Origin of the sequence: Chitinophaga silvisoli, from assembly GCF_003412465.1 — a bacterium.
Taxonomy (GTDB): Bacteria; Bacteroidota; Bacteroidia; order Chitinophagales; family Chitinophagaceae; genus Chitinophaga; species Chitinophaga silvisoli.
Genome location: NZ_QTJV01000004.1, coordinates 377,220 through 398,152, shown reverse-complemented (window position 1 = coordinate 398,152; position 20,933 = coordinate 377,220). Strand labels below are relative to the sequence as shown.

Annotated in this window: 20 protein-coding genes; 12 read left to right on the top strand and 8 right to left on the bottom strand. The window is 46.2% G+C overall.

What is annotated here, in order from left to right:
- The first annotated feature begins 39 nt into the window (after positions 1-39).
- From nuoI to DXN04_RS13650, 6 genes are read left to right on the top strand one after another with little or no spacing between them, the layout of a single operon-like run.
- Complete coding sequence (nuoI, locus tag DXN04_RS13675) at positions 40-549, top strand: NADH-quinone oxidoreductase subunit NuoI (RefSeq protein WP_116853915.1); 510 nt, start codon at positions 40-42, stop codon at positions 547-549.
- Between the two features lie 36 nt (positions 550-585).
- On the top strand, positions 586-1,083 hold the full coding sequence (locus DXN04_RS13670) for an NADH-quinone oxidoreductase subunit J family protein (RefSeq protein ID WP_116854319.1): 498 nt from the start codon (positions 586-588) through the stop codon (positions 1,081-1,083).
- A gap of 22 nt (positions 1,084-1,105) precedes the next feature.
- Entirely contained in the window at positions 1,106-1,423 is a 318-nt protein-coding gene (gene nuoK / locus DXN04_RS13665; RefSeq protein WP_116853914.1) for an NADH-quinone oxidoreductase subunit NuoK, read from the top strand.
- Positions 1,424-1,468: 45 nt separating this feature from the next.
- Positions 1,469-3,370: an NADH-quinone oxidoreductase subunit L gene (gene nuoL / locus DXN04_RS13660; RefSeq protein WP_116853913.1), complete on the top strand. Its 1,902-nt coding sequence runs from the start codon at positions 1,469-1,471 to the stop codon at positions 3,368-3,370.
- A gap of 45 nt (positions 3,371-3,415) precedes the next feature.
- Positions 3,416-4,852: a complex I subunit 4 family protein gene (locus tag DXN04_RS13655; protein ID WP_116853912.1), complete on the top strand. Its 1,437-nt coding sequence runs from the start codon at positions 3,416-3,418 to the stop codon at positions 4,850-4,852.
- Between the two features lie 27 nt (positions 4,853-4,879).
- Positions 4,880-6,250, top strand: a complete 1,371-nt coding sequence (locus DXN04_RS13650) for an NADH-quinone oxidoreductase subunit N (RefSeq protein WP_116853911.1) — start codon at positions 4,880-4,882, stop codon at positions 6,248-6,250.
- A gap of 70 nt (positions 6,251-6,320) precedes the next feature.
- Here the strand turns inward: DXN04_RS13650 and DXN04_RS13645 are convergent, their stop codons facing one another.
- Positions 6,321-7,385 (bottom strand): phosphotransferase enzyme family protein, encoded by a 1,065-nt coding sequence (locus DXN04_RS13645; protein WP_116853910.1) that lies wholly within the window; start codon positions 7,383-7,385, stop codon positions 6,321-6,323.
- Between the two features lie 122 nt (positions 7,386-7,507).
- Positions 7,508-8,509, bottom strand: coding sequence for a LacI family DNA-binding transcriptional regulator (locus tag DXN04_RS13640; RefSeq protein ID WP_116853909.1), 1,002 nt, complete (start codon positions 8,507-8,509; stop codon positions 7,508-7,510).
- A gap of 47 nt (positions 8,510-8,556) precedes the next feature.
- Here DXN04_RS13640 and DXN04_RS13635 point away from each other — a divergent pair, with 47 nt between their 5' ends.
- From DXN04_RS13635 to DXN04_RS13615, 5 genes are all read left to right on the top strand, one after another.
- On the top strand, positions 8,557-9,831 hold the full coding sequence (locus DXN04_RS13635; protein WP_116853908.1) for an ABC transporter permease: 1,275 nt from the start codon (positions 8,557-8,559) through the stop codon (positions 9,829-9,831).
- 37 nt (positions 9,832-9,868) lie between these two features.
- The gene (locus DXN04_RS13630) at positions 9,869-11,182 is read left to right on the top strand and encodes a gluconate:H+ symporter (protein WP_116853907.1); all 1,314 of its coding nucleotides are present in this window, start codon (positions 9,869-9,871) and stop codon (positions 11,180-11,182) included.
- Between the two features lie 92 nt (positions 11,183-11,274).
- The gene (locus tag DXN04_RS13625; protein ID WP_116853906.1) at positions 11,275-11,736 is read left to right on the top strand and encodes a RidA family protein; all 462 of its coding nucleotides are present in this window, start codon (positions 11,275-11,277) and stop codon (positions 11,734-11,736) included.
- A gap of 6 nt (positions 11,737-11,742) precedes the next feature.
- Entirely contained in the window at positions 11,743-12,846 is a 1,104-nt protein-coding gene (locus tag DXN04_RS13620) for a D-TA family PLP-dependent enzyme (protein WP_116853905.1), read from the top strand.
- 20 nt (positions 12,847-12,866) lie between these two features.
- Positions 12,867-13,940, top strand: coding sequence for a dipeptidase (locus DXN04_RS13615; protein ID WP_116853904.1), 1,074 nt, complete (start codon positions 12,867-12,869; stop codon positions 13,938-13,940).
- A gap of 58 nt (positions 13,941-13,998) precedes the next feature.
- Here DXN04_RS13615 and DXN04_RS13610 read toward each other — a convergent pair whose 3' ends face one another.
- The gene (locus DXN04_RS13610; protein ID WP_116853903.1) at positions 13,999-14,370 is read right to left on the bottom strand and encodes a hypothetical protein; all 372 of its coding nucleotides are present in this window, start codon (positions 14,368-14,370) and stop codon (positions 13,999-14,001) included.
- A 45-nt stretch (positions 14,371-14,415) separates the two neighbouring features.
- Between DXN04_RS13610 and DXN04_RS13605 the strand changes: the two genes are divergently transcribed.
- Complete coding sequence (locus DXN04_RS13605) at positions 14,416-15,321, top strand: alpha/beta hydrolase (RefSeq protein WP_116853902.1); 906 nt, start codon at positions 14,416-14,418, stop codon at positions 15,319-15,321.
- 38 nt (positions 15,322-15,359) lie between these two features.
- On the opposite strand, the gene DXN04_RS13600 is transcribed toward DXN04_RS13605, so the two are convergent.
- The 5 genes from DXN04_RS13600 to DXN04_RS13580 all read right to left on the bottom strand — a co-directional run bounded on the left by DXN04_RS13600 (position 15,360) and on the right by DXN04_RS13580 (position 20,712).
- On the bottom strand, positions 15,360-16,094 hold the full coding sequence (locus DXN04_RS13600; RefSeq protein ID WP_116853901.1) for a hypothetical protein: 735 nt from the start codon (positions 16,092-16,094) through the stop codon (positions 15,360-15,362).
- 107 nt (positions 16,095-16,201) lie between these two features.
- Positions 16,202-16,648, bottom strand: a complete 447-nt coding sequence (gene rplI, locus DXN04_RS13595; protein WP_116853900.1) for a 50S ribosomal protein L9 — start codon at positions 16,646-16,648, stop codon at positions 16,202-16,204.
- A 48-nt stretch (positions 16,649-16,696) separates the two neighbouring features.
- Entirely contained in the window at positions 16,697-16,963 is a 267-nt protein-coding gene (rpsR, locus tag DXN04_RS13590; RefSeq protein ID WP_116853899.1) for a 30S ribosomal protein S18, read from the bottom strand.
- Positions 16,964-16,967: 4 nt separating this feature from the next.
- Positions 16,968-17,318: a 30S ribosomal protein S6 gene (gene rpsF, locus DXN04_RS13585; protein ID WP_221223742.1), complete on the bottom strand. Its 351-nt coding sequence runs from the start codon at positions 17,316-17,318 to the stop codon at positions 16,968-16,970.
- A 127-nt stretch (positions 17,319-17,445) separates the two neighbouring features.
- On the bottom strand, positions 17,446-20,712 hold the full coding sequence (locus DXN04_RS13580; protein ID WP_116853897.1) for an Ig-like domain-containing protein: 3,267 nt from the start codon (positions 20,710-20,712) through the stop codon (positions 17,446-17,448).
- Positions 20,713-20,933 lie beyond the last annotated feature (221 nt).

The following is a 20,933-nucleotide window of genomic DNA, read 5'->3' as shown; positions in this document are numbered from 1 at the left end:
AGAATGAAATTGTAAACTTATTTAATCGCATTATTAATCATGCAAACTTTAACAAACAGGGCAAAACCGGTAGATCGCAGACCGATGAATTTTTTGGAGAAGATGTATCTGCCTGCTATCGGGAAAGGGATGGTGATCACTTTCAAGCACATATTCCAGAAGAAACCAACAGTAAGTTATCCTGAAGAAAAGCGTGAGTTCAGCCCGGTATTCCGTGGTCTGCACATTTTGAACAGGGATAAGGAAGGACGTGAGAATTGTACGGCTTGTGGTCTGTGCGCGGTGGCTTGTCCTGCGGAAGCGATCACGATGGAAGCTGCTGAAAGGAAGCCGGGTGAAGAGCACCTGTACCGTGAAGAGAAATATGCTGCACGTTATGAAATTAACATGCTCCGTTGCATCTTCTGTGGTTTTTGTGAAGAAGCTTGTCCTAAGGATGCGATTTATCTCTCAGAAACATTTGCACCAGCACATTACAAACGTGAAGGTTTCATCTATGGTAAGCAGGATCTGTTGATTCCATTGCCAGGAGAGCAGAAAAATGCATAATTCCAAACACAACAATCAGACAATATAGCAATGGGAATGAATTTACAACAAGTCGTTTTCGGGATCCTCTCTATTATTTCACTGATCACTGCGCTGGGCGTGGTGTTTAGTAAGAGTCCCGTTACAAGTGTCCTTTGCCTGATCCTTACATTTTTTACCATAGCCGGCCATTACGTGATGCTGAATGCTCAGTTCCTGGCGGTGGTGCACATCATTGTATATGCGGGTGCGATCATGGTATTGTTCCTGTTCGTGATCATGCTGATGAACCTGAATGCTGAAGGGGAGCCGCAAAAGCGGAACTGGCTGAAGTATGCAGGCGCCATCAGTGGTGGTGCACTGCTGGTAGTACTGCTGGCTGCACTGCGTGAAGCGAGCCTGCCATCATTAACACCGGCATCTAACGATATTGGCTTAATTGCTAACCTTGGTCAGACTTTATTTAAAACATATGTTGTTCCTTTCGAAGTGAGCAGCATCCTGTTTTTGAGTGCCATGGTCGGTGCAGTCGTGATTGGTAAGAAAGAACATTAATCCTAATCTGTAATTCATTTTTATGCCGGTTCAATATTATATCTTTTTAAGCATTGCGCTCTTCTGTATCGGGGTGATGGGTGTATTGATGCGCAGAAATGCCATCATCATCTTCATGTGTGTAGAGTTGATGCTGAATGCTGTGAACCTTTTGTTAGTGGCGTTTTCTAAAATGTGGGCGGATGCAGGTAGAGTGGATGCGGCCGGGGCCCAGATCTTTGTGTTTTTCATCATGGTCGTGGCAGCAGCTGAAGTAGCTGTAGGTCTGGCCATTATCGTTATGGTATACAGGAATTCACAGTCAGTAGATGTGAATATCATGAACCGTCTGAAGAATTAACCATAGGGCAAACCGTAATTTGTAATCGTAATTCGTATTTGATAGATGATTAATCTAGTTTGGCTGGTACCATTATTACCACTATTAGGATTTCTGGTGAATGGATTGGGAAGAAGATACCTCTCCAAATCACTGGCAGGTATCGTTGGGAGCGGGGCTATACTGGCGGCTTTTGTGATTAGTTTGCTGATGTTCCTGGAAGTACGCACCCCGGGTTTTCAGGCGGTAACCGTACAACTGTTTGACTTCATTTCTGCAGGCAGCCTGCATATTCCATTTGCCTTTCAGGTAGATCAGTTAAGTTCACTGTTTCTCCTGATCATCACAGGCGTAGGCTCTCTGATTCATATTTACTCTACTTCTTACATGCACGATGAGACCAGCGAGGGTTTTGCGCGTTACTTCGCGTACCTGAACCTCTTCGTGTTCTCTATGTTGATCCTGGTTTTAGGAGCCAACTACGTGATGATGTTCATAGGCTGGGAAGGTGTGGGCCTTTGCTCTTACCTCCTGATCGGCTTTTGGTACAAGAATACTAATTACAACAATGCTGCCAAGAAAGCATTCGTCATGAACCGCATCGGTGACCTCGGTTTCCTGCTGGGTATGTTCCTGATGATTGTACACTTTGGCAGTGTAAACTATGCTGAAGTATTACCACAGATTGCAGGTGTGGCTAAGGGTGATGGTACCCTCGCTGCAATTGCGATCCTCTTCTTTGTAGGTGCGATGGGTAAATCAGCACAGGTGCCGCTCTATACCTGGTTGCCTGATGCGATGGCGGGTCCAACCCCGGTATCTGCCCTGATCCACGCTGCTACGATGGTGACAGCTGGTATCTATATGATTGCGCGCAGCAATATTCTTTATACACTTGCTCCCTGTGTGCAGAACGTAGTAGCTATCATTGGCCTGGTTACAGCAGTGCTGGCGGCTTCTATCGCACTGAAGCAGGATGATATCAAGAAAGTGCTGGCCTACTCCACGGTATCTCAGTTAGGCTATATGTTCCTCGCCCTGGGTGTAGGTGCTTATACAACTGCGGTATTCCACGTCATGACACACGCATTCTTCAAGGCGCTGTTGTTCCTGGGTTCAGGTTCTGTAATCCACGCAATGGGCGGCGAGCAGGATATTCGTAAGATGGGTGGTCTGAAAAAGTACATGCCCATTACGAATGCTACATTCCTGATCGGCTGTCTGGCTATATCAGGGATCCCTGGTTTATCCGGCTTCTTCTCTAAAGATGAAATTTTATCCCACACCTTTGCTGCCAACAAGCTGCTGTATGTAGTAGGCTTGCTGACGGCACTGATGACGGCGTTCTATATGTTCCGCTTATACTACATCACATTCTGTGGTCAGTTCCGCGGTACACACGAACAGGAGCATCACCTGCACGAAAGTCCGGGGGCAATGACGTTCCCGCTGATCGTACTGGCTATCCTGTCTGTGATTGGTGGTTATGTAGGTTTACCAGCAGTATTTGGTGCACCTAACCTGTTAGAACATTACCTGCATCCTATCTTCGCTGCCTCTGCAGAAAAGGTAGAGCTGCATGAGATGGCACACAGCACTGAATGGTTGCTGATGGGGCTGAGCTCTGTGCTGGTAATCATCACTATCTTCCTGGCGCGCAACTGGTACCGCAACTTCACTGACAATGGTGAGCCACGTACAGGTATTGCGAAAGTGCTGGAGAACAAGTGGTATGTAGACGAAATTTACGATGCTATCATAGTAAAGCCCCTGGGTATGCTGAGCCGTTTCTTTGAAGAGGCGATTGAGCGTTCCGGTATTGACAGACTGGTAAACGGTGTAGGCCGTGGTGTACAGTGGGGTAGTCAACAGGTAAGGTTGCTTCAGAGCGGGCAGGTAGGTTTTTACATATTTGCCATGGTTATAGGGATGGTTATATTATTCGTAATCGGGTTCCTGGTTCGATAGTATTACCTGCATCATCATTCAAAAAGGACAAGTTTAGATAAAATTATGTTGACAGTATTACTCATTTTGATTCCTTTGGTGACGGGCCTTATTGCATTTGGTCTGAAGGGATCAGGCCCTAAGACGCTGGGTTTGATATCATCTCTGGCATCGCTGGCAGTCACTATCGCTGCGTTGTTCCAGTTCAGGTCTGCACCTGAAAGCCTCAGCCATAGCTGCAACTGGATACCACAACTGGGAGCTGGTTTTAGTGTAGGATTGGATGGTATGGGCATGATGCTTAGCCTGCTCACTTCTATTTCATTTGTACTGATCTTTATTGTTATCAATAAGAGGGAGTATGACCGTGCTAACAGCTTCTATGCACTGATGCTGTTATCGCAGGCAGGTCTCATGGGGGTATTTGCTGCCTATGATGCGATGCTGTTCTACTTCTTCTGGGAACTGGCGCTGATTCCTGTCTATTTCCTCTGCTCACTGTGGGGAGGAGAAAAGAGAATCCCTGTTACCTTCAAATTCTTCGTATACACGTTTGCAGGTTCACTGCTGATGCTGATCGGTATTATCTATATCTATCTGCAAACACCTGATCACTCATTCAGTTATGCGAGCTTCACGACGGCAGCTTTGCCAAAAGAAACACAGTCCTGCCTCTTCTGGTTGTTCTTTGTAGCTTTTGCAATAAAGATGCCGATCTTCCCTTTCCACACATGGCAGCCGGATACTTACGAGCAATCTCCCACCCCGGTTACAATGGTACTGTCAGGTATCATGGTGAAGATGGGTCTCTTTGGTGTGATCCGCTGGTTACTGCCGGTGTTACCACAGGGTGCTTATGTATGGTCTGATGTAGCAATTGTATTGTCTATCATCGGGATCGTATATGCTTCCTGCATCGCTATTGTTCAATCTGATTTCAAACGCCTGATCGCTTATTCTTCCATCGCCCACATCGGGTTGATGAGTGCCGCCATCTTCGCGAACAATGAGCAGAGCTTACAGGGTGTGCTGGTACAGTTCTTCAACCACGGTATCAACATCATCGGGTTGTGGATTATCGTAGAGATTATCCAGGATCGTCTGAAAGTAAAATCATTGAATGAACTGGGTGGTATTGCAGCTTATGCACCTCGTATGGCTACCTTCCTGGTGATTATCAGTTTTGCCAATATTGCTTTGCCGCTGACCAATGGTTTCATCGGGGAGTTCCTGATGTTCAGCGGCTTGTATCAGTATAATCCATGGTTTATGGCAGTAGCTGGTCTGGGTGTGATCCTGGGTGCAGTGTATACCCTGAACATGGTGCAGAAAGTGATCTTCGGACAGCCTAATCAGCTGACAGAAACCACTACTGATCTGCGTGGCAATGAATTGCTGGCATTGGGTGTGATAGTGGCGATCATCCTGGTATTAGGTGTATATCCAAAGCCTATGCTGGAGTTGGTTCAGAGCACTACTGAATTGGTTAATAAGGTTTATTAAAAAGTTGTTCTTTCGTAACACAGGAATATGAATGCATTAATATCTACTGCTTTATCGGGCGTTTTGATGATGTTTGCGGGGCTTTTCGTGAAAAATAAGCAGTCCATTAAATTTGTTGCCATCGTGGCGTTGCTCATTTGCTTTGCAGCGAACCTGGCTGAATTGTGCACATTACAGGGAGGTAGCCGCACTCTGTATGGTATGATCACTGTGACTAACTTCAGTGTACTGTTCAATGCCGTGGCTTTTGGAGCTACCTTATTGTACTTTATGCTGTCAGGCAGTGCTTTTGAAAAAGTAGGAGAACATGTGTCTGATTACTTTGCACTGGTATTTTTCATTCTGTCGGGTATTTCGCTGGCATCTTCGTTCAGCAGTTTATTAATGCTTTTCCTGGCGATAGAAATTATTTCTATTCCTCAGTATATCCTGGCTGGTAGTGACAAGAAGAGTCCTAAGAGCAGCGAGGCTTCCCTGAAGTACTTCCTGATGGGTTCTTTCTCTACCGGTATTTTGCTGATGGGTATTACCCTGATCTATGGAGCAACCGGATCTTTCCTGATCAGTGAATTAGGTATTGGGGACGGAGCGATAAGCCCGCTGGCACTCTGTGGTGTGATCCTGATTGCATTTGCACTAAGCTTTAAAGTTTCTGCCGCACCATTCCACTTCTGGACTCCGGATGTATATGATGGTTCTCCTTCTGTATTTACTTCCTTTATGGCCACTGTGGTAAAGGCGGGTAGCTTTATTGCATTTATCCGTTTATTCCATGGTGCGTTTACCGGTACAATCAGTAAGGACTGGCAGTTGCTGCTGGCACTGGTTACAGCTGCTACGCTGATCATTGGTAACTTTACAGCGGTATTCCAGCAGAGTGTAAAGCGTATGCTGGCTTATTCAAGTATTGCGCAGGCAGGTTTTATGCTGCTGTCAGTTATTGCCTTCAGTGACTTTGCTGTAAAAGGTATTATCCTGTATGCTGCTGCTTATTCTATTGCCACTATCGGCATCTTCGCAGTACTGATCAAGATGAAGGATTATACTTTCGATGGTTTTAACGGGTTGGCGAAGAAGGAGCCGCTGGTGGCTGCTGTGACTACGATCTGTTTGTTATCATTGGCAGGTATTCCGCTGACTGCAGGTTTCTTTGCTAAATATTATGTGCTCACAGCAGCGGTACAGGAAGGTAACCTGTTCTGGCTGGTGATCATTGCAGTGATTTGTGCTGCCATCAGCGTGTACTACTATTTCAGGGTGATCATGGCGATGTACTTTAAATCCGGTGAACCAGGTGTAGAAGAAATGAATGGAAGATTTAAGTTCCTGCTGGTAGTGACTGCTGCTATCGTGATCCTGCTGGGTGTGTTCCCTGGATTGCTCTTACAGTTTGCATAAAAACGAATTTTACATCCATAAAAAATGCCGGCTATATGCCGGCATTTTTGTTTTCAAATGGTGCTGCTTTTCAAACGACGCGATCTGGTGTAGTGATCGCACTTAAAAATATTCCTTCCTGCTCGCTGATACGGTCTAATAAGGCCAGCTGGTTGCCTGCTCTTACATAGTTGTGTTTTTCGTATCTGGCGCCGTAATAAATATCGTTGTTCAGATAATCTGCAAGGAAGCGGATGGCCTGCATGTAGACCATAAATTGTCCTGCGTAGACCAGGTGATGAATTTCGTCAGGGCTTAATTCATCTTTCAATTCGCTCAGATAACCGCTTACAATCGCCTTAAAGAATGCAGGTCTTGCTGCTACCTTACTAAAGTCTTTTTCCTCCTCATTTGCCGGGGATAAGTAAGTTCTCATCATATCCCCGAAGTCACTGATGAAGTATCCCGGCATCACAGTGTCTAAGTCAATTACACAGATTCCATTTCCGCTATTGTCAAAGAGTACGTTATTGATCTTGGTATCATGATGCATGACCCTGATTTTGAAAGCAGGATTCTGTTTGATGGCTTCGAATGTATCGGTGAGATAAGCGTATTGCCTGATTCTGAAAATCATTTCTTCAGATTCTGCTATTCTCGCCTTGTTGCCCTTTTTCAACGCATCCTCAAATTGTTGATATCGTAAAGTGAGGTTGTGGAAATCAGGTAAGCTATAGCCGATTTTATTTGTGTCGATATCGGATAATAAGCGGGTGAATCTGCCGAATTGTTTAGCTGCTTCCCAGGCCAGTTGTTCATCGTCTACGACATCATAGCTGCGGGAGTCGGGAACAAAGGGCTGCAGGCGGAAGTATTCACCGTTTTCAGTGATTACGAGTCCTTCATCATCCAGGGTATTCACGGGTTGTACAAAGAAGTATTCCGGTGAATGTTGCTGCAGATACTGGCCGATATAACGGATGTTGTTTGCGATCACTTCGGGTTGTTTGAACACCTGGTGATTGATCCGCTGTAAAATGTAGGACTTGTCGCCATGGATGACTTTCCAGGTGGTGTTGATAAGTCCGCTGCCAAAAGGCTGGATAGTACATTCATCTGCCACTATTCCATAAGCTGCCAGTATCGAAGCCTGCATGATGTTTGGATTGATAAAATGTTGCTGATGATTCAAACTTAAGGGAAAGATTGATAGGAAGTTTGCGCAAACGGTTGCGTGAATTTTGGGGTGATAGGCTTGCCGCCGGCTGAGTATGCAGGCTATCTGACTACCAGGCGCGAATCGATAATGATGTGTTGAAAATCCTGCTCATTTTTATTACCTAACAATGAAATTAAAATCTCAGTAGCCTTATACCCCTGCTCATAAGGATACTGCTCCACCGAAGCCACCGGCGGAAACGCCATATAACTGCTCAAAGGCAGATTGGCATAACTCACAAACGTCAACTCTTTATTCACTTTGATTCCCTGCTCCAGTGCATACTGTACTGCATCCTGCGCCACATAATCATTGAATGCTACAATAGCAGTCGCCTTCCTTTTGTTAGCCAATAATTGCTGCATAGCAGCCCGCGTTCCTTCCCGGGTAAGATCTGAATTTACAATCAGGCTGGCATCGAATTTCAACCGCTTCTTCTGCAATGCCTGCTTGAATCCAGCCTCCCGCTGTGGTGTGGCTACGAGTTGTTCCGGCCCATTGATCATACCGATTACACGATGGCCTTTTTCCAGCAAATGAGAGACTGCCTGCAGGGTGCCTGATTCCATGTTGCAGGCTACATAGTGAATGTCTTTTTTATCCGGAATACGATCAAAGAATACCACGGGAATATTGAACTTTTCCAAGGCCTCAAAATGTGCATAATCCCCGGTATTTTTCGCCAGCGAAACTATCAGCCCATCTACCCGGTGATTCTTCATAATTTCCACAATCTTTTTCTCCCTGGCAGCATCATCATGTGATTGCCCCAGCAGTACCATGTAATTGTTCTGGTTCGCTGCATCTTCAATACCGCTAATGGCGGCGGAGAAGAAAGCCTCTGAAAGTTCTGGTAATACGATCCCGATCGTAAAGGTCTTTTTCTGCTGAAAGTGAATGGCAGTCTGATTCGGTTCGTAATTGAGGGCACGTGCCAGCTCCTGTACCTTCATCCGGGTACGCAGCCCGATACTGGGATGGTCATGCAGTGCACGGGAAACTGTAGATTTTGCCAGCTTCAGTTTCTCTGCAATTTCTTTTATAGTAGGAGGGTTCGCCATTTATATAATAAAAATAGCGGAAAAATGTTTTTTGTTATCTTTAAATCATGCAATTCCGTGACATATTTTCCCTTGCTTACAGTTCTGTCAGCGCGAATAGATTACGCGCAGGGCTTACTATTTCCATTATCGCTTTTGGGATCATGGCCCTGGTAGGTATTCTGACTGCTACTGAAAGCATGAAAAACAGTATTTATAGCAGTTTTGCCAGTATGGGGGCGAACAGCTTCTCTATTCAGAACAGGGCATTACGCATCTTTATGGGGGATGGGCCGGATGCAAAAAAGAGTGATAAGAAAAAGAAGAAAGTAAAAACTTCGAATGCCAATATCCCCATCACCTGGGTAGAAGCGAGAGACTTTAGCAGACGTTTTTCTTTTCCTGCTACAGTGAGTGTATCTGTGACTGCAAGTGGGGGAGTAACTGTGTACAGGGGAGACAGCAAAACAAATCCAAACATACAGGTAATAGGTGGCGATGAAAACTACCTGGATTTTTCCAACTATAAATTGAAAGAAGGCAGGAACTTTAATCAATTGGATATGGAAACAGGGCGGAATGTCGCTATATTGGGAACAGACGTAGCAAAGAAGCTGTTCGGAGATGCTATGAAAAACGTGATTAACAGCAATATCCGTGTGGGGAACGTGCGCTACAGGGTGATCGGGTTGCTGGAGACGAAAGGGAACAGTGGATTTATGAGTGCCGACAAGGTGGTGGTAACCACTGTGACGAACACGAGAAGAGTATTTGGCGGTAACACGATGACCTACAATATCGGTGTTTCTGTAAAAGATATTAACCATATGGATGCTGCAGTAGGAGAGGCTACCGGCCTATTCCGCATTATCAGGCATCTGCATGTGAATGAAGAGGAAAATTTTTATATCAGCAAGAGTGACAGTATAGGCGAAATGTTGTTTAGCAACCTGGCATATGTGGCAGGTGCCGCTGCGCTGATCGGGATCATTACCCTGTTCGGCTCCGCAATAGGATTGACGAATATCATGCTGGTCTCTGTAGCTGAGCGTACGCGTGAAATTGGTGTGAACAAGGCACTGGGCGCAACGAAAACAGTGATCCGCAGGCAGTTTGTGTACGAATCTATCATCATCAGTGTCATGGGAGGTGCTCTTGGAGTGCTGCTGGGCATGCTGGTGGGCAATGTGGTTTCACTCCTGATGCATACCAGTTTTGTAATACCCTGGTTCTGGATCTTTATGGGTATCAGCCTGTGTGCCGGTGTAGGCTTAATGGCAGGTATATTCCCCGCTATCAAGGCTTCTAAACTCGACCCTATTATTGCGCTCAGATATGAATAACCAGATATTTTTAGTCGCCAACATCTAAAGAATTCCGATGGCTTTAATCATTGTACTTATGTCAATCCTGCTGCTGGTATTGCTGGTAGCGGGGTTTAGGCTCAACACATTCATAGCTTTCCTGGTCGTGTGTCTGTTCATGGGTTTAGCCCTGAAGATGGATATCAATACAATTACGCAATCTATTACTACCGGTATTGGCAAGACCCTGGGTGGACTGGTCACCATCATTGTATTTGGCAGTATGCTGGGTAAACTGGTGGCGGAGAGCGGTGCGGCGCAAAGAATTGCAAATGGATTGATGCATCTCTTTGGCCGGAAGTATATTCAGTGGTCACTGATGCTGACGGGTTTTATTGTAGGCATTCCCTTGTTTTATAATATTGGTTTTGTGCTCATGGTGCCACTGATCTTTACGGTGGCAGCTCGGACAAAACTGCCTGCGGTGTACCTGGGTATTCCTATGCTGGCATCACTGTCAGTCACACATGGCTACCTGCCGCCCCATCCATCGCCGACTGCCCTGGTAGGCGCTTTTGGTGCGAATATGGGCATGACCCTGATGTACGGAATGATGGTGGCAATTCCTGCTATCATATGCGCAGGGCCTGTTTTCAGCCGTTTCTTAAGAGGCTATCAACAGGAACCTGCTGCTTTGTTTCATATAGCGCCGATTCCGGATGAGCAACTGCCGGGCATGGCCGAGAGCCTGTTTGCAGCCCTGCTACCTGTCATCCTGCTGGCTGGAACAACTATTGTGAAACTAACAGTTACAGAAGGACCTGTATTGAAGATCGCAGACTGGCTGGGAGACCCCATCATTGTGATGCTGCTCGCCGTATTGAATGGCATTTATTTACTGGGCCTGAAGAGAGGATTGAAAATGAAGGCGGTGATGAAATCGCTGGATGAATCGATCAAGGATGTGTCTCCTATCATCCTCATCATCGGTGGTTCCGGTGCCCTGACGCAAATGCTGATGGATAGCAAGGTGAGCGATGTTATAGCGCAGGGTATGATGAGCACTCATATGAATCCATTGTTGCTGGCCTGGAGCCTGGCAGCCCTGGTAAGAGTGGCGGTAGGCTCTGCTACTATTGCCGGATTGACGACGGCTGCAATGCTGGGACCGCTGGTGGGAACGCTGGGGGTAAACCCCAGTTTGATGGTTTTGGCAACAGGCGCGGGCAGCCTCATGTTCAGTCATGTGAACGATGGCGGGTTTTGGTTGTTTAAAGAGTACTTTAACCTGACAGTCAAGGATACCTTTAAGACCTGGTCCGTGATGGAAACGATTGTGAGTGTGGTCGGACTGATAGGGTGTTTGATATTAAGTGTATTCGTACATTAAAATTTAATACCCTGAAAGGGATAAAAAAAGGAAATTGATGCTATAATAGGAATAGGAAACCGAATTAATAACTATAGAAATTTTTCAGTGAAATGACAGCAACAGAAAACTTCCAGGCATTAGGATTGACATTACCACCAGCACCTGCTCCATTAGGTGTTTACAAACCTTACCTGATCGATGGCAAATACCTGTATCTCTCCGGCCATGGCCCTGTACAGGACGATAAGAGCCTGATCATAGGCCGTATTGGTGAGGACATGGATATTGAGAAGGGTAAGCTGGCTGCCAGACAAGTAGCGCTGACCATGCTTTCTACCATCGTTACCAATCTGGGTAGCCTGGACAAGGTGAAGCGTGTGATCAAGGTATTGGGTATGGTGAACTGTACACCTGATTTTGGTCGTCATCCTTACGTGATCAATGGGGCGAGTGAATTGTTTGCAAAGATCTGGGGCGAAGAAAATGGGATTGGTGTGCGTAGTGCTGTCGGTATGGGTTCCCTGCCTGACAATATTCCTGTAGAAATCGAAGCATTATTTGAATTAGCATAATCAGCTATGAACTGGTACGAACTGCACAACATTAACACGGTGGATTCACCTGCATTGCTGGTGTATCCTGAGCGTATGCGAGACAATATCCTTGCAGTGAAAGCTTCTGTGAAGGATGTGCAGCGATTGCGCCCACATGTGAAAACCAGCAAGATCACAGAAGCCGCAGCGCTGATGATAGAAGAGGGTATTCATAAATTTAAATGCGCCACTATCGCCGAAGCTGAAATGCTTGGACTGGCAGGTGCAAAAGATGTATTGCTCGCTTATCAGCCTGTAGGGCCGAAGATTGGAAGATTGCTGGAACTCACAGAGCAATACCCGGATACAAAATACAGTTGCCTGGTGGACAACGCTGCTTCGGCAGTAGCTATCGCCGCACAATTTGCTACCGCGCAAAAAGTGCTGCCTGTGTATCTCGATCTGAACGTAGGGATGAACAGGACAGGCATTGTGCCAGGTTCAGGCGCACTCGCATTATACCAGGAACTGGCGGACCTGCCGGGGCTATCACCGATAGGACTACACGCTTATGATGGTCACCTGCATGATGTGGACTTTGCTGTGCGCAAAGAGAAATGCGATGCCGCCTATGAGCCTGTAGCGGCCCTTGCACAGATGATTACAGATGTCGGATTGCCTGCTCCACGTATTGTGGCAGGTGGTTCACCTACATTTCCTATTCATGCCGAAAGGCAGGGGGTGGAGTGTAGTCCCGGTACTTTTATCTTCTGGGATTGGGGGTATCAGCAACACTTGCCGGATCAGCAGTTTGACTATGCAGCAGTATTGGTAACAAGAGTGATCTCTGTGATTGACGGAGAACGTTTGTGCCTTGACCTGGGACATAAGTCAGTCGCAGCCGAGAACCCACAGCCTAGGGTGGTATTCCTGAATGCACCTGAAGCATCGCCTTTATCGCAGAGTGAAGAACACCTGGTTGTGAAAGTAGCTGATACTATGCAGTATCCTGTAGGCACTGTATTCTACGGCGTACCTTATCACATATGTCCTACCGTTGCCCTGTATGAGCGTGTAGGCGTTGTAGAAAATAATACCTGTATTGCGCAATGGAAAGTAGTTGCGAGAGACAGGAAGATCATGATCTGAAATTTAAAACTATTATAAGCATGTTTGCAATAGACGCGCATCTGGATCTCAGCATGAACGCGATGGAGTGGAACCGTAATCTTCGCCTGCCTGTCAACGACATCAGGAAGATAGAAGAAGGGCTCACAGATAAACCAGACCGCGCTAAGGGTGTTGTATCTTTTCCTGAGCTGCGCAAAGGAAATATAGGATTGGTAGTAGGTACCCAGATAGCCCGTTTTGTGGCACCTGACAACCCGCTGCCTGGTTGGTTTTCGCCGGAGCAGGCCTGGGCGCAGACACAGGGACAGCTGGCATGGTACAAAGCGATGGAAGAAGCCGGTGAACTGACTCCGATCACTGACCTGGCATCGCTGGAAAAGCATCTTGCTTACTGGAATGATGGCCAACCTACAGACAACAAAGCTATTGGGTATATCTTAAGCCTGGAAGGGGCTGATTCTATCGTAGACATCTCTTACCTGGAAAGAGCCTACAACAATGGGCTGCGTGCTGTAGGCCCGGCTCACTATGGCCCGGGCAGATATGCACAAGGGACGGATGCTACAGGGTATATGGGCGAAAAAGGCCGGGCTTTGCTGAAGGAAATGGAACGCCTGAATATCATTCTCGACGCTACGCATCTGTGCGATGACAGCTTCTGGGAAGCCATGGAGCACTTCAACGGACATGTATGGGCCAGCCATAACAACGTGCGTAAACTGGTAAATCATAATCGCCAGTTTGCCGACGAGATGATCCTTGAACTGGTAAAACGTGGTGCTGTGATTGGCGGCGCAATGGATGCATGGATGATGGTACCCGGATGGGTAAGGGGCGTTTCTGACCCTAAGGGCATGGATTGTAACCTGGAAAAGCTGGTAGATCATATGGATTATATCTGTCAGCTGGCAGGCAATGCATTGCATGTAGGCATTGGTTCAGACCTGGATGGTGCCTTTGGAAAGGAACAGTGTCCTTACGACCTGGAGACGATTGCAGATGTGCAAAAGCTGCCTGCATTGTTTAAGAAGAGGGGGTACTCAGATGAGGATGTGGAAAACATTATGCATGGCAACTGGCTAAGATTCCTGCGTAAAGCATGGGGAGCATAACAAACTATTAACAAAAATTATCAAGCCCTGCGGGAACATCCTGCAGGGCTTTTTGTTATTAGTAATATAATTGGGACAATACGTTTGTCGGATCATTATCCGCAGGTTTTAACTGTAGAAAGCTATCATACTGCTCAGTCGTCATGGCTGTTTTTAGTTTTTTGTAAAAGCCATTGTGCATGCTTTTAATTTTAGCATCATAGGCTTTGGGGTTGGCTTTTGTTTCGGCCACAACGGTATTGCGTTGTGTAATAAATTCGGAGATATATGCCCGCAGTTTTGTCTGTTGATCTTCTTTGAGGGAAAGCGACTTTGTCAGTTTACCTATGATTGCATTGGTATGACCTTCTACATTGGTTATCGGGGCCTGTGCAAAGGATGTTATTGTCAGTATGCAGCAAAGAAATGAGAGCAGGAGGGTATGTTTCATATTAGCAGGTTTTAACTTGAAGTTACAGCAATTATTAGTCTATATATGATGTTTCGCTCCTGGAATAGGATATTACCATGCGCTATCCTTTTATACATTTTACCTGCATGCAAAAATGAATCTGCTTCCCAGGCAAATCCTGTGGATACCACGCTGGCAGTGAGCCCTGGTGCAAAGCAGGAGTTGATCTTACTCAATCAACACTATGGGGATGATTCTTTACAAACGATGGACATTTATCTGCCGGCGGGCAGGTCGCCCAGGCGTACGCACCTGATGGTATTTGTACATGGGGGTGGATGGTTGGGTGGAGATAAAAGTGATTTTACGGTTGCCTGTGAAGGCCTGCTCAGGAATACTACTTTCTCGCCTGCATTTGCCTATGTAAATATTAATTACCGCCTGGTGAAAGATGGAAAGAATAAATTTCCGGCAGCAGAGGAGGACTTGGTAGCGGCAATGAATTACATGTATGCACATGCAGATTCGTTCCTGGTATCGCCATCTTCAGCCCTGATAGGAGCCAGTGCCGGTGCGCATTTAACTACGCTGATTGCATATAAGCACAATGAGCAAAAGCATATAAAGTGTGTGGTGAGTAACTGGGGGCCTTACGATTTGGCGCGGATGTATAAGGAGGGATCTTCCGGTGTACCTGAGTTGATGCAATTGGTGCTGGGGGCTACGCCTGCAGAGAACCCGGAAATTTATGCGGTGAGTAGTCCTGCTACTTATGTGTCTTCAGATAGTCCGCCGACATTTCTGGTGCATGGCAAGCTGGATACATTAGTGAGGATAGCTCAGGGTATGGAGTTAGACAGTGCCTTGTCGAAGCATAAGATAGATCATGTATTCTATACCTTCGATGGCTATCATGGGTATTCGTCGGAGCAGGTAGCGAATGATGCAGCGGATAAGATGTTTAATTTCATCGCGAAGTATACGAAGTAAAAAGAGGTTGTATCTTTTTATACAACCTCTTTCCGTTTTTATTGCATGACTATCTTCACGGGTTTCGTGTGGATAGTCATTGCAGTATCTATGGTCTGGTATTCAGCTTCCAGAGTATGGGCATCCAACCATTTTATACGGCCAGGACCCCAGTGTTGCAGCTCTGTTTCTCCGAGCAATTTCACATTTCCATTTTCGTAACTGTAGAGTTCAAACCCATTATTGTTGGATCCAGTTTCCAGGTCGAAAGAAGGACAGAGTACAAATTGTTTATCTGGTGAGAGGTGTGGAATACCCCATATGTGCGTTTGCTTGCCTGTAGCAGGATTGACGAGCAGGAAATCGCTGGATTCATAATAGCTGCCAAAGGCGAGGTGTTGCTGCAGGTCTTCCTGGTAACCGGCATAGTAGTATACGGCATAATCCTCGTCTATAGGCGGATGCTTAACGTTGGCCAGTACAGCAGTCTTACCATTCTTCAGTACGAAGAGGAGGGAATCACCTTTCCTTTGCACTTTAGCGGCATATTTGGTCAGCTGTGGCCCTTCTAGGCTATCATAATCTAATTCGGTCGCAGGACCGAATGATGATTTTGCTAAGCTGTATACCAGGAATTGTTTGTTGGCAATGCGGAATGAATCGATTGGCCGTTCATTGGTGGATGCCGGTGCGACAACGGCGGTTTCGGCAGTCGGAGTGCTGTTTGATGCGGCACTTGGATGGCAGGCAGTATAAATCACTGCGGCGGTTAATAAAGATAGGTACTGTTTCATATGATGAAACAAATATAAACGAAAATTGTGCCATAGATAGATGTGGCAGGGTATAAAAAAAATCCCGGGCTTTAGGGCCCGGGATTTTTTATAGAAGTATGTAAGACTTACTCAGCTACAACTTCGAATTCCAGTTCAGCTTCATTGCCTTTACCGAAATCCAGTTTCGCTTTGTATGTACCTAATTCTTTTACATCATCCAGGATGTGGATGCGGCGACGGTCGATTTCGTAACCTTTCTGTTCTTTAATCGCACGAGCGATCTGAACACCGGTAACGCTACCAAAGATCTTACCGGATGTACCGGTTTTAGCACCAATTTTTACCGGGCCTGCCTTCAGTACTTCAACCACCTTAGCGATTTCGGCGAGCATTTTCTCTTCTTTTACTTTCTGCACTTTCAGGCGCTCCTGGAGTTGCTTCATGTTAGATGGAGATGCTTCTACCGCAAATTTCTGTGGGATCAGGAAGTTCCTGGCGTAACCGTTTTTTACGGTAGCCACTTCATTCTTCTGACCCAGATTATCTACGTCTTGTATTAAGATTACTTGCATGTTAATTAGTTTTAAGGACCTTTTACTTACGATAAGTAATTTGTCGGTTTACTTTAAAAGGTCAGTAACGTAAGGTAACAACGCCATCTGACGAGCCTTTTTAATTGCCTGAGCTACCTTGCGCTGGAACTTCAGGGAGTTACCAGTGATACGACGAGGGAGCATTTTACCCTGGTCGTTCAGGAATTTCTTCAGGAATTCAGCGTCTTTGTAATCCACATACCGGATGCCCATTTTCTTGAAACGGCAGTATTTCTTCTGACGTTTCTCGGTTTTTACGGCCGTTAAGTACTTAATTTCTTGTTTTACTGCCATAATTTTAAGCTTCAGCGGTTTTAGAATCAGCGTTTACGCCATGTCTCTTGCGATTGTTGTACTGTACAGCGTATTTGTCCAGTGCAGTAATCATGTGACGGAGCACATTTTCATCGCGGTTCAGCTGAATTTTCAGCTTCTCATTGAGGTCGGATGGCGCATTGTATTCCAGAACCAGGTACATGCCCGTGGTTTTCTTCTGGATTGGATACGCCAGTGATTTTAATCCCCAGGGATTTTCGTGCGTTAATTCACCGCCATTTTCTTTAATAATGTCAGCGAATTTTTTCTGAGCAGCTTTGTAGTCTTCCTCAGACAGCACAGGGGTAAAAATCACCATCAATTCGTAATTCATAATTTCCCTGTTTTAAATTTGATTAGAAAAAAATTGGATCGCAAAGATAGTGCTTTCTTATTAATAAATGCAAAAAACCACTTCCGCCGTAGACAGAAGTGGTTTTAGATAATTATTTATTTCCTAATTACTTGGTTATCATTATCTTACTATTAGTTACCCCATCCAGGCTCTGGATCCTCAATATATACACCCCGTTAGGTAAACCATTCACATCAATCGTCTTTGTATTCCGGCCTTTATTCACAAACTGCTGTGTTTTATAACGGCTGCGACCCTGCATGTCTATCAGTTCGAACTGTGCAGGACCTGGTTTATCCATATCTACCGACAACTGGAGGTTATGACCAATGATGCACCAGATGAGCTTTTTGATCAGGTCTATCAAAGATACATATACTCTGGCATCTGCACTGTAGCGAACGCTGCCATCCTTGCTTACCATCTTCAGGCGGTACCAGGAGAAGCCCAGCCATGGCTGATAATCGTAAGAGCGGTAAGAAGTCGCTACATCTTTATTACCCTGTGCTGCGAGGGTATCCACTGCCTCATAGTTACGCAGGTTACGGGTTTTCTCTACTACATAATAGTCTGTATTGATTTCGTAATCTGTAGACCAGCTCACTTTTACATTGCCTGAATCCACTACTGCCCTGTAGTTTTCTGCAGTTACGGGATTACCCAGGATGTGCAGGTTGTAATTGGTCTGCACCGGATAATGGTCACTGGTAGTGCTGCTGTAGCTACTGATGAGCTGTGCTACTTCTTTGTGGATCTTAGCCGAACCCGGCAGGTAAGCGATCGCCATTTCATCGGAAGCGATCACATTATCTATTACGGTAGGATAAGCAGTGGTTGACTGATCACCTGCCAGGCTCAGTGGTAAGGTGAGTGGTTTGTAGTGCAGGGTATCATTCATGAAATCTATATAAGAAGTAGTGGTATCCGGTGCCAGTTCAGTAGTAATAGTCTTATCCAGGGCATCGTTGAAGTCACCGAGGATGATGAAGTTACTGTTTGGATACTGTGCATCCAGGGAATCTTTCAGTTCCTGGTTGCCATCTTTACGACGCTGCCAGGATTGAATCTTTTCCGCAGTGGTACCGGTGTTCGCCTTGCTGTGAATGAGGACAAAGTTGATCCGGGCACTGTCTCCATTCAGGTTCGCAGTAGCCTGCAGCAGGAATGGGAAGCGGCCGGAAGACCAGTTGTAATAAGCATTTGAGCTACCACCTTTTCTCAGTACGCCATAAGAACGAATAGAGCGGATTACGCTTGTTTTATAGAGGAAGGTCAGTTTTTGTGCGGAGGTATAATCTGCATCTGTAATGCTATCGGCATAAGAACCAAAGTCAGAAATGATGTAGCTATAGCCTGGCATCTGGCTCACTACGGCTCTAAAGCGGGCCGTGTCTACCACTTCGGCTAATGCATAAATATCGGCATCCAGTTTTTTTAGTACCACGGTGGCATTTGCCTGCTGCAGACTATCATTCGCCGGATTTTGTGCCGGGCTGCCAAACCATTCCATGTTCCAGTTCACCACTTTCAGGGAGCGTAAAGAAGTGCCTGAAAGCGCGATAGGCGTGGTAGTCAGACTTGCACTGCTGAAGGTGAGTGAACCTGTATATGCCTGGTCAGCAGCTGTGGGCGCGAATCTTACCCAAACTTTTACGGTGCCGGTGAGTGAGTCAGGTAGATAGTTCAGTGAGGTGCTATATGTACCTGCACTATCTTTTGACAGCTGGAAACCTGCACTGGTAGCAAGTGTGAGTGCTCCGGTGAAGTCGCTGGCATTGAAGGTAAAGTATTGTGCGGATGATTTCTGTCCTGATTGTACATAGTCGAAATCCAGGCTGGTTGCAGATTTGTCTACTGATGGTAATGGTGCCTGCGGGCTGTTGTAGACATGGAAATCATCCAGGGTCCAGCGGGCGGCATTCAGAGTAGGAGATGAAACGTATTTAAATGCAATATATACACTGGGTTGTTTAAAAGCTGCCAGGTTAATACTGTCAGCAGTTTTCCAGGCATCTGACGACATTGCAGGGAATCTTCCATTTACCGCAGTCCAGGTGGCAGTATTCGGGTTGCTGCTGCCATCATAGTTGGTAGAAATCAGTAATTGTAAGGATGGTCCTACAAATGCTGTACGGCTGGCAAAGGAGAGGAGAGGATAATCAAAACCTGTTAAATCAAAAGCAGGAGAAATCAGCCAGTCTTCATTTTCGACAGCGCCACCGCTATAACCATTGATCTGTGCACCATTCAGGGTCTGACCGAAAGTAGTGCAATCCCAAACCTGTGCGCCTGTTACGCTGTAGGCAGTAAAGCCGCCTACTACACCAGTGCCGCCTGTACAATTGTTGAAATCAAAATCCAGTTGTTGTGCACCTGTGCTGAAAGCCCATATGGTGCTATCCGGAATGCCTGCGAAAGCGTTGCCACTATTGTCAGTAACTGCACCGCTATCGATGGTGATGTAGTAAGATTTGTTACCAGCGAGAGAGGTGATGACACTGAGCAGCTGATTCCTGATTACAATTGCAGAGCTGGGGATGTCAAAGGTTTGCTGGGTGCCGTTAGTCACATTGTGCAAAATGAGGTGTCCGCTACCGGCAATGATATTTTCTGAGAAAATAATGCTGGGGGTAGCAGTTGGAGGCACATTCGTTTCGTGATTCAAAGGAGTCAGTGAATCGATGACCGGAGGCGTGGTATCTGCACCACCACTGCCGGCAATAATATTGTCTATGGCAAATGAGGGGCGGGAACCACCACCGCTGATCTGGCGGTTAACCCAGCGAAGCTGCACCAGTGGCTGGTTTTCACAGGCTGCGGGGAGTACCAGGGTTTTGGTGGATGGATCCTGCGGGGTAGTAACACCCGAAGTGGTCTGCAGGGTAGTCCCATTTTGGTATTCAGTACCGGTGATGTTGGTAAAGTTGCCAGTGCTACCGATCCTGTATTGTAAGATAACTTCGTTGATACGCGTATTGCTGCTGCCATCGTAAGGATTGCGAAGCGTCATTACGTCGTATGTGAATGAGATGTTCACCTGCCCGCTGGTATTGAGGGCGAGGGTGAGGCAGTTGTCCACGCTGCCACTGTTAAGGAAACCCAGTTTACCATTATAATTATATACACCGTTTGCGGTGCTGGAGGCGGTGCCGGTAGTCAGTGCTTTGTCTGATGCGGGAGTGGCGGTATTGAAGTTGGAGGAAGGGGAGCCGGAGAGTGTCCAGCCCTGCCATCCGTCAGGGTAAGTGGTGGATGTGGTCGCCAGTGCATCAAAGTTTTGCTGGTAAGGCAGTGCCTGTGGCGCGGGTTGGGTTTGCGCAAAGGAGCGTAGAACACCGAAAACAGTAAATAAAAGGAGTAGAGTTTTTTTCATGTAATGAATAGATGGTTTGTTAGGGGTGGGTAAATATGTTTAAATGGAAATTTTGTCTACTGGTCTAATGAATCGCTTCAGGGTCGTGATATACTACCTGTTAAATCTACTACATTTGTGTTATATTTTGCATGATTTAATTGTTAACTGAGAGGGGCCTGCGGCCTCCTCCGCCAGTTTGTCAGCCCCGGCTCCACTGGCATACCCTTTGAAAAACATAC

Excerpts from the sequence above, each read along its gene's own strand:
- nuoI (WP_116853915.1), top strand. The coding sequence starts at position 40 with ATGCAAACTTTAACAAACAGGGCAAAACCGGTAGATCGCAGACCGATG.
- DXN04_RS13600 (WP_116853901.1), bottom strand. The coding sequence starts at position 16,094 with ATGAAACAGTACCTATCTTTATTAACCGCCGCAGTGATTTATACTGCC.
- DXN04_RS13670 (WP_116854319.1), top strand. The coding sequence starts at position 586 with ATGAATTTACAACAAGTCGTTTTCGGGATCCTCTCTATTATTTCACTG.
- DXN04_RS13630 (WP_116853907.1), top strand. The coding sequence starts at position 9,869 with ATGGCTTTAATCATTGTACTTATGTCAATCCTGCTGCTGGTATTGCTG.
- DXN04_RS13625 (WP_116853906.1), top strand. The coding sequence starts at position 11,275 with ATGACAGCAACAGAAAACTTCCAGGCATTAGGATTGACATTACCACCA.
- DXN04_RS13605 (WP_116853902.1), top strand. The coding sequence starts at position 14,416 with ATGATGTTTCGCTCCTGGAATAGGATATTACCATGCGCTATCCTTTTA.
- DXN04_RS13650 (WP_116853911.1), top strand. The coding sequence starts at position 4,880 with ATGAATGCATTAATATCTACTGCTTTATCGGGCGTTTTGATGATGTTT.
- rpsR (WP_116853899.1), bottom strand. The coding sequence starts at position 16,963 with ATGGCAGTAAAACAAGAAATTAAGTACTTAACGGCCGTAAAAACCGAG.
- nuoL (WP_116853913.1), top strand. The coding sequence starts at position 1,469 with ATGATTAATCTAGTTTGGCTGGTACCATTATTACCACTATTAGGATTT.
- rpsF (WP_221223742.1), bottom strand. The coding sequence starts at position 17,318 with ATGAATTACGAATTGATGGTGATTTTTACCCCTGTGCTGTCTGAGGAA.
- DXN04_RS13635 (WP_116853908.1), top strand. The coding sequence starts at position 8,557 with ATGCAATTCCGTGACATATTTTCCCTTGCTTACAGTTCTGTCAGCGCG.
- DXN04_RS13655 (WP_116853912.1), top strand. The coding sequence starts at position 3,416 with ATGTTGACAGTATTACTCATTTTGATTCCTTTGGTGACGGGCCTTATT.
- DXN04_RS13645 (WP_116853910.1), bottom strand. The coding sequence starts at position 7,385 with ATGCAGGCTTCGATACTGGCAGCTTATGGAATAGTGGCAGATGAATGT.
- nuoK (WP_116853914.1), top strand. The coding sequence starts at position 1,106 with ATGCCGGTTCAATATTATATCTTTTTAAGCATTGCGCTCTTCTGTATC.
- DXN04_RS13580 (WP_116853897.1), bottom strand. The coding sequence starts at position 20,712 with ATGAAAAAAACTCTACTCCTTTTATTTACTGTTTTCGGTGTTCTACGC.
- DXN04_RS13615 (WP_116853904.1), top strand. The coding sequence starts at position 12,867 with ATGTTTGCAATAGACGCGCATCTGGATCTCAGCATGAACGCGATGGAG.
- DXN04_RS13640 (WP_116853909.1), bottom strand. The coding sequence starts at position 8,509 with ATGGCGAACCCTCCTACTATAAAAGAAATTGCAGAGAAACTGAAGCTG.
- DXN04_RS13610 (WP_116853903.1), bottom strand. The coding sequence starts at position 14,370 with ATGAAACATACCCTCCTGCTCTCATTTCTTTGCTGCATACTGACAATA.
- DXN04_RS13620 (WP_116853905.1), top strand. The coding sequence starts at position 11,743 with ATGAACTGGTACGAACTGCACAACATTAACACGGTGGATTCACCTGCA.
- rplI (WP_116853900.1), bottom strand. The coding sequence starts at position 16,648 with ATGCAAGTAATCTTAATACAAGACGTAGATAATCTGGGTCAGAAGAAT.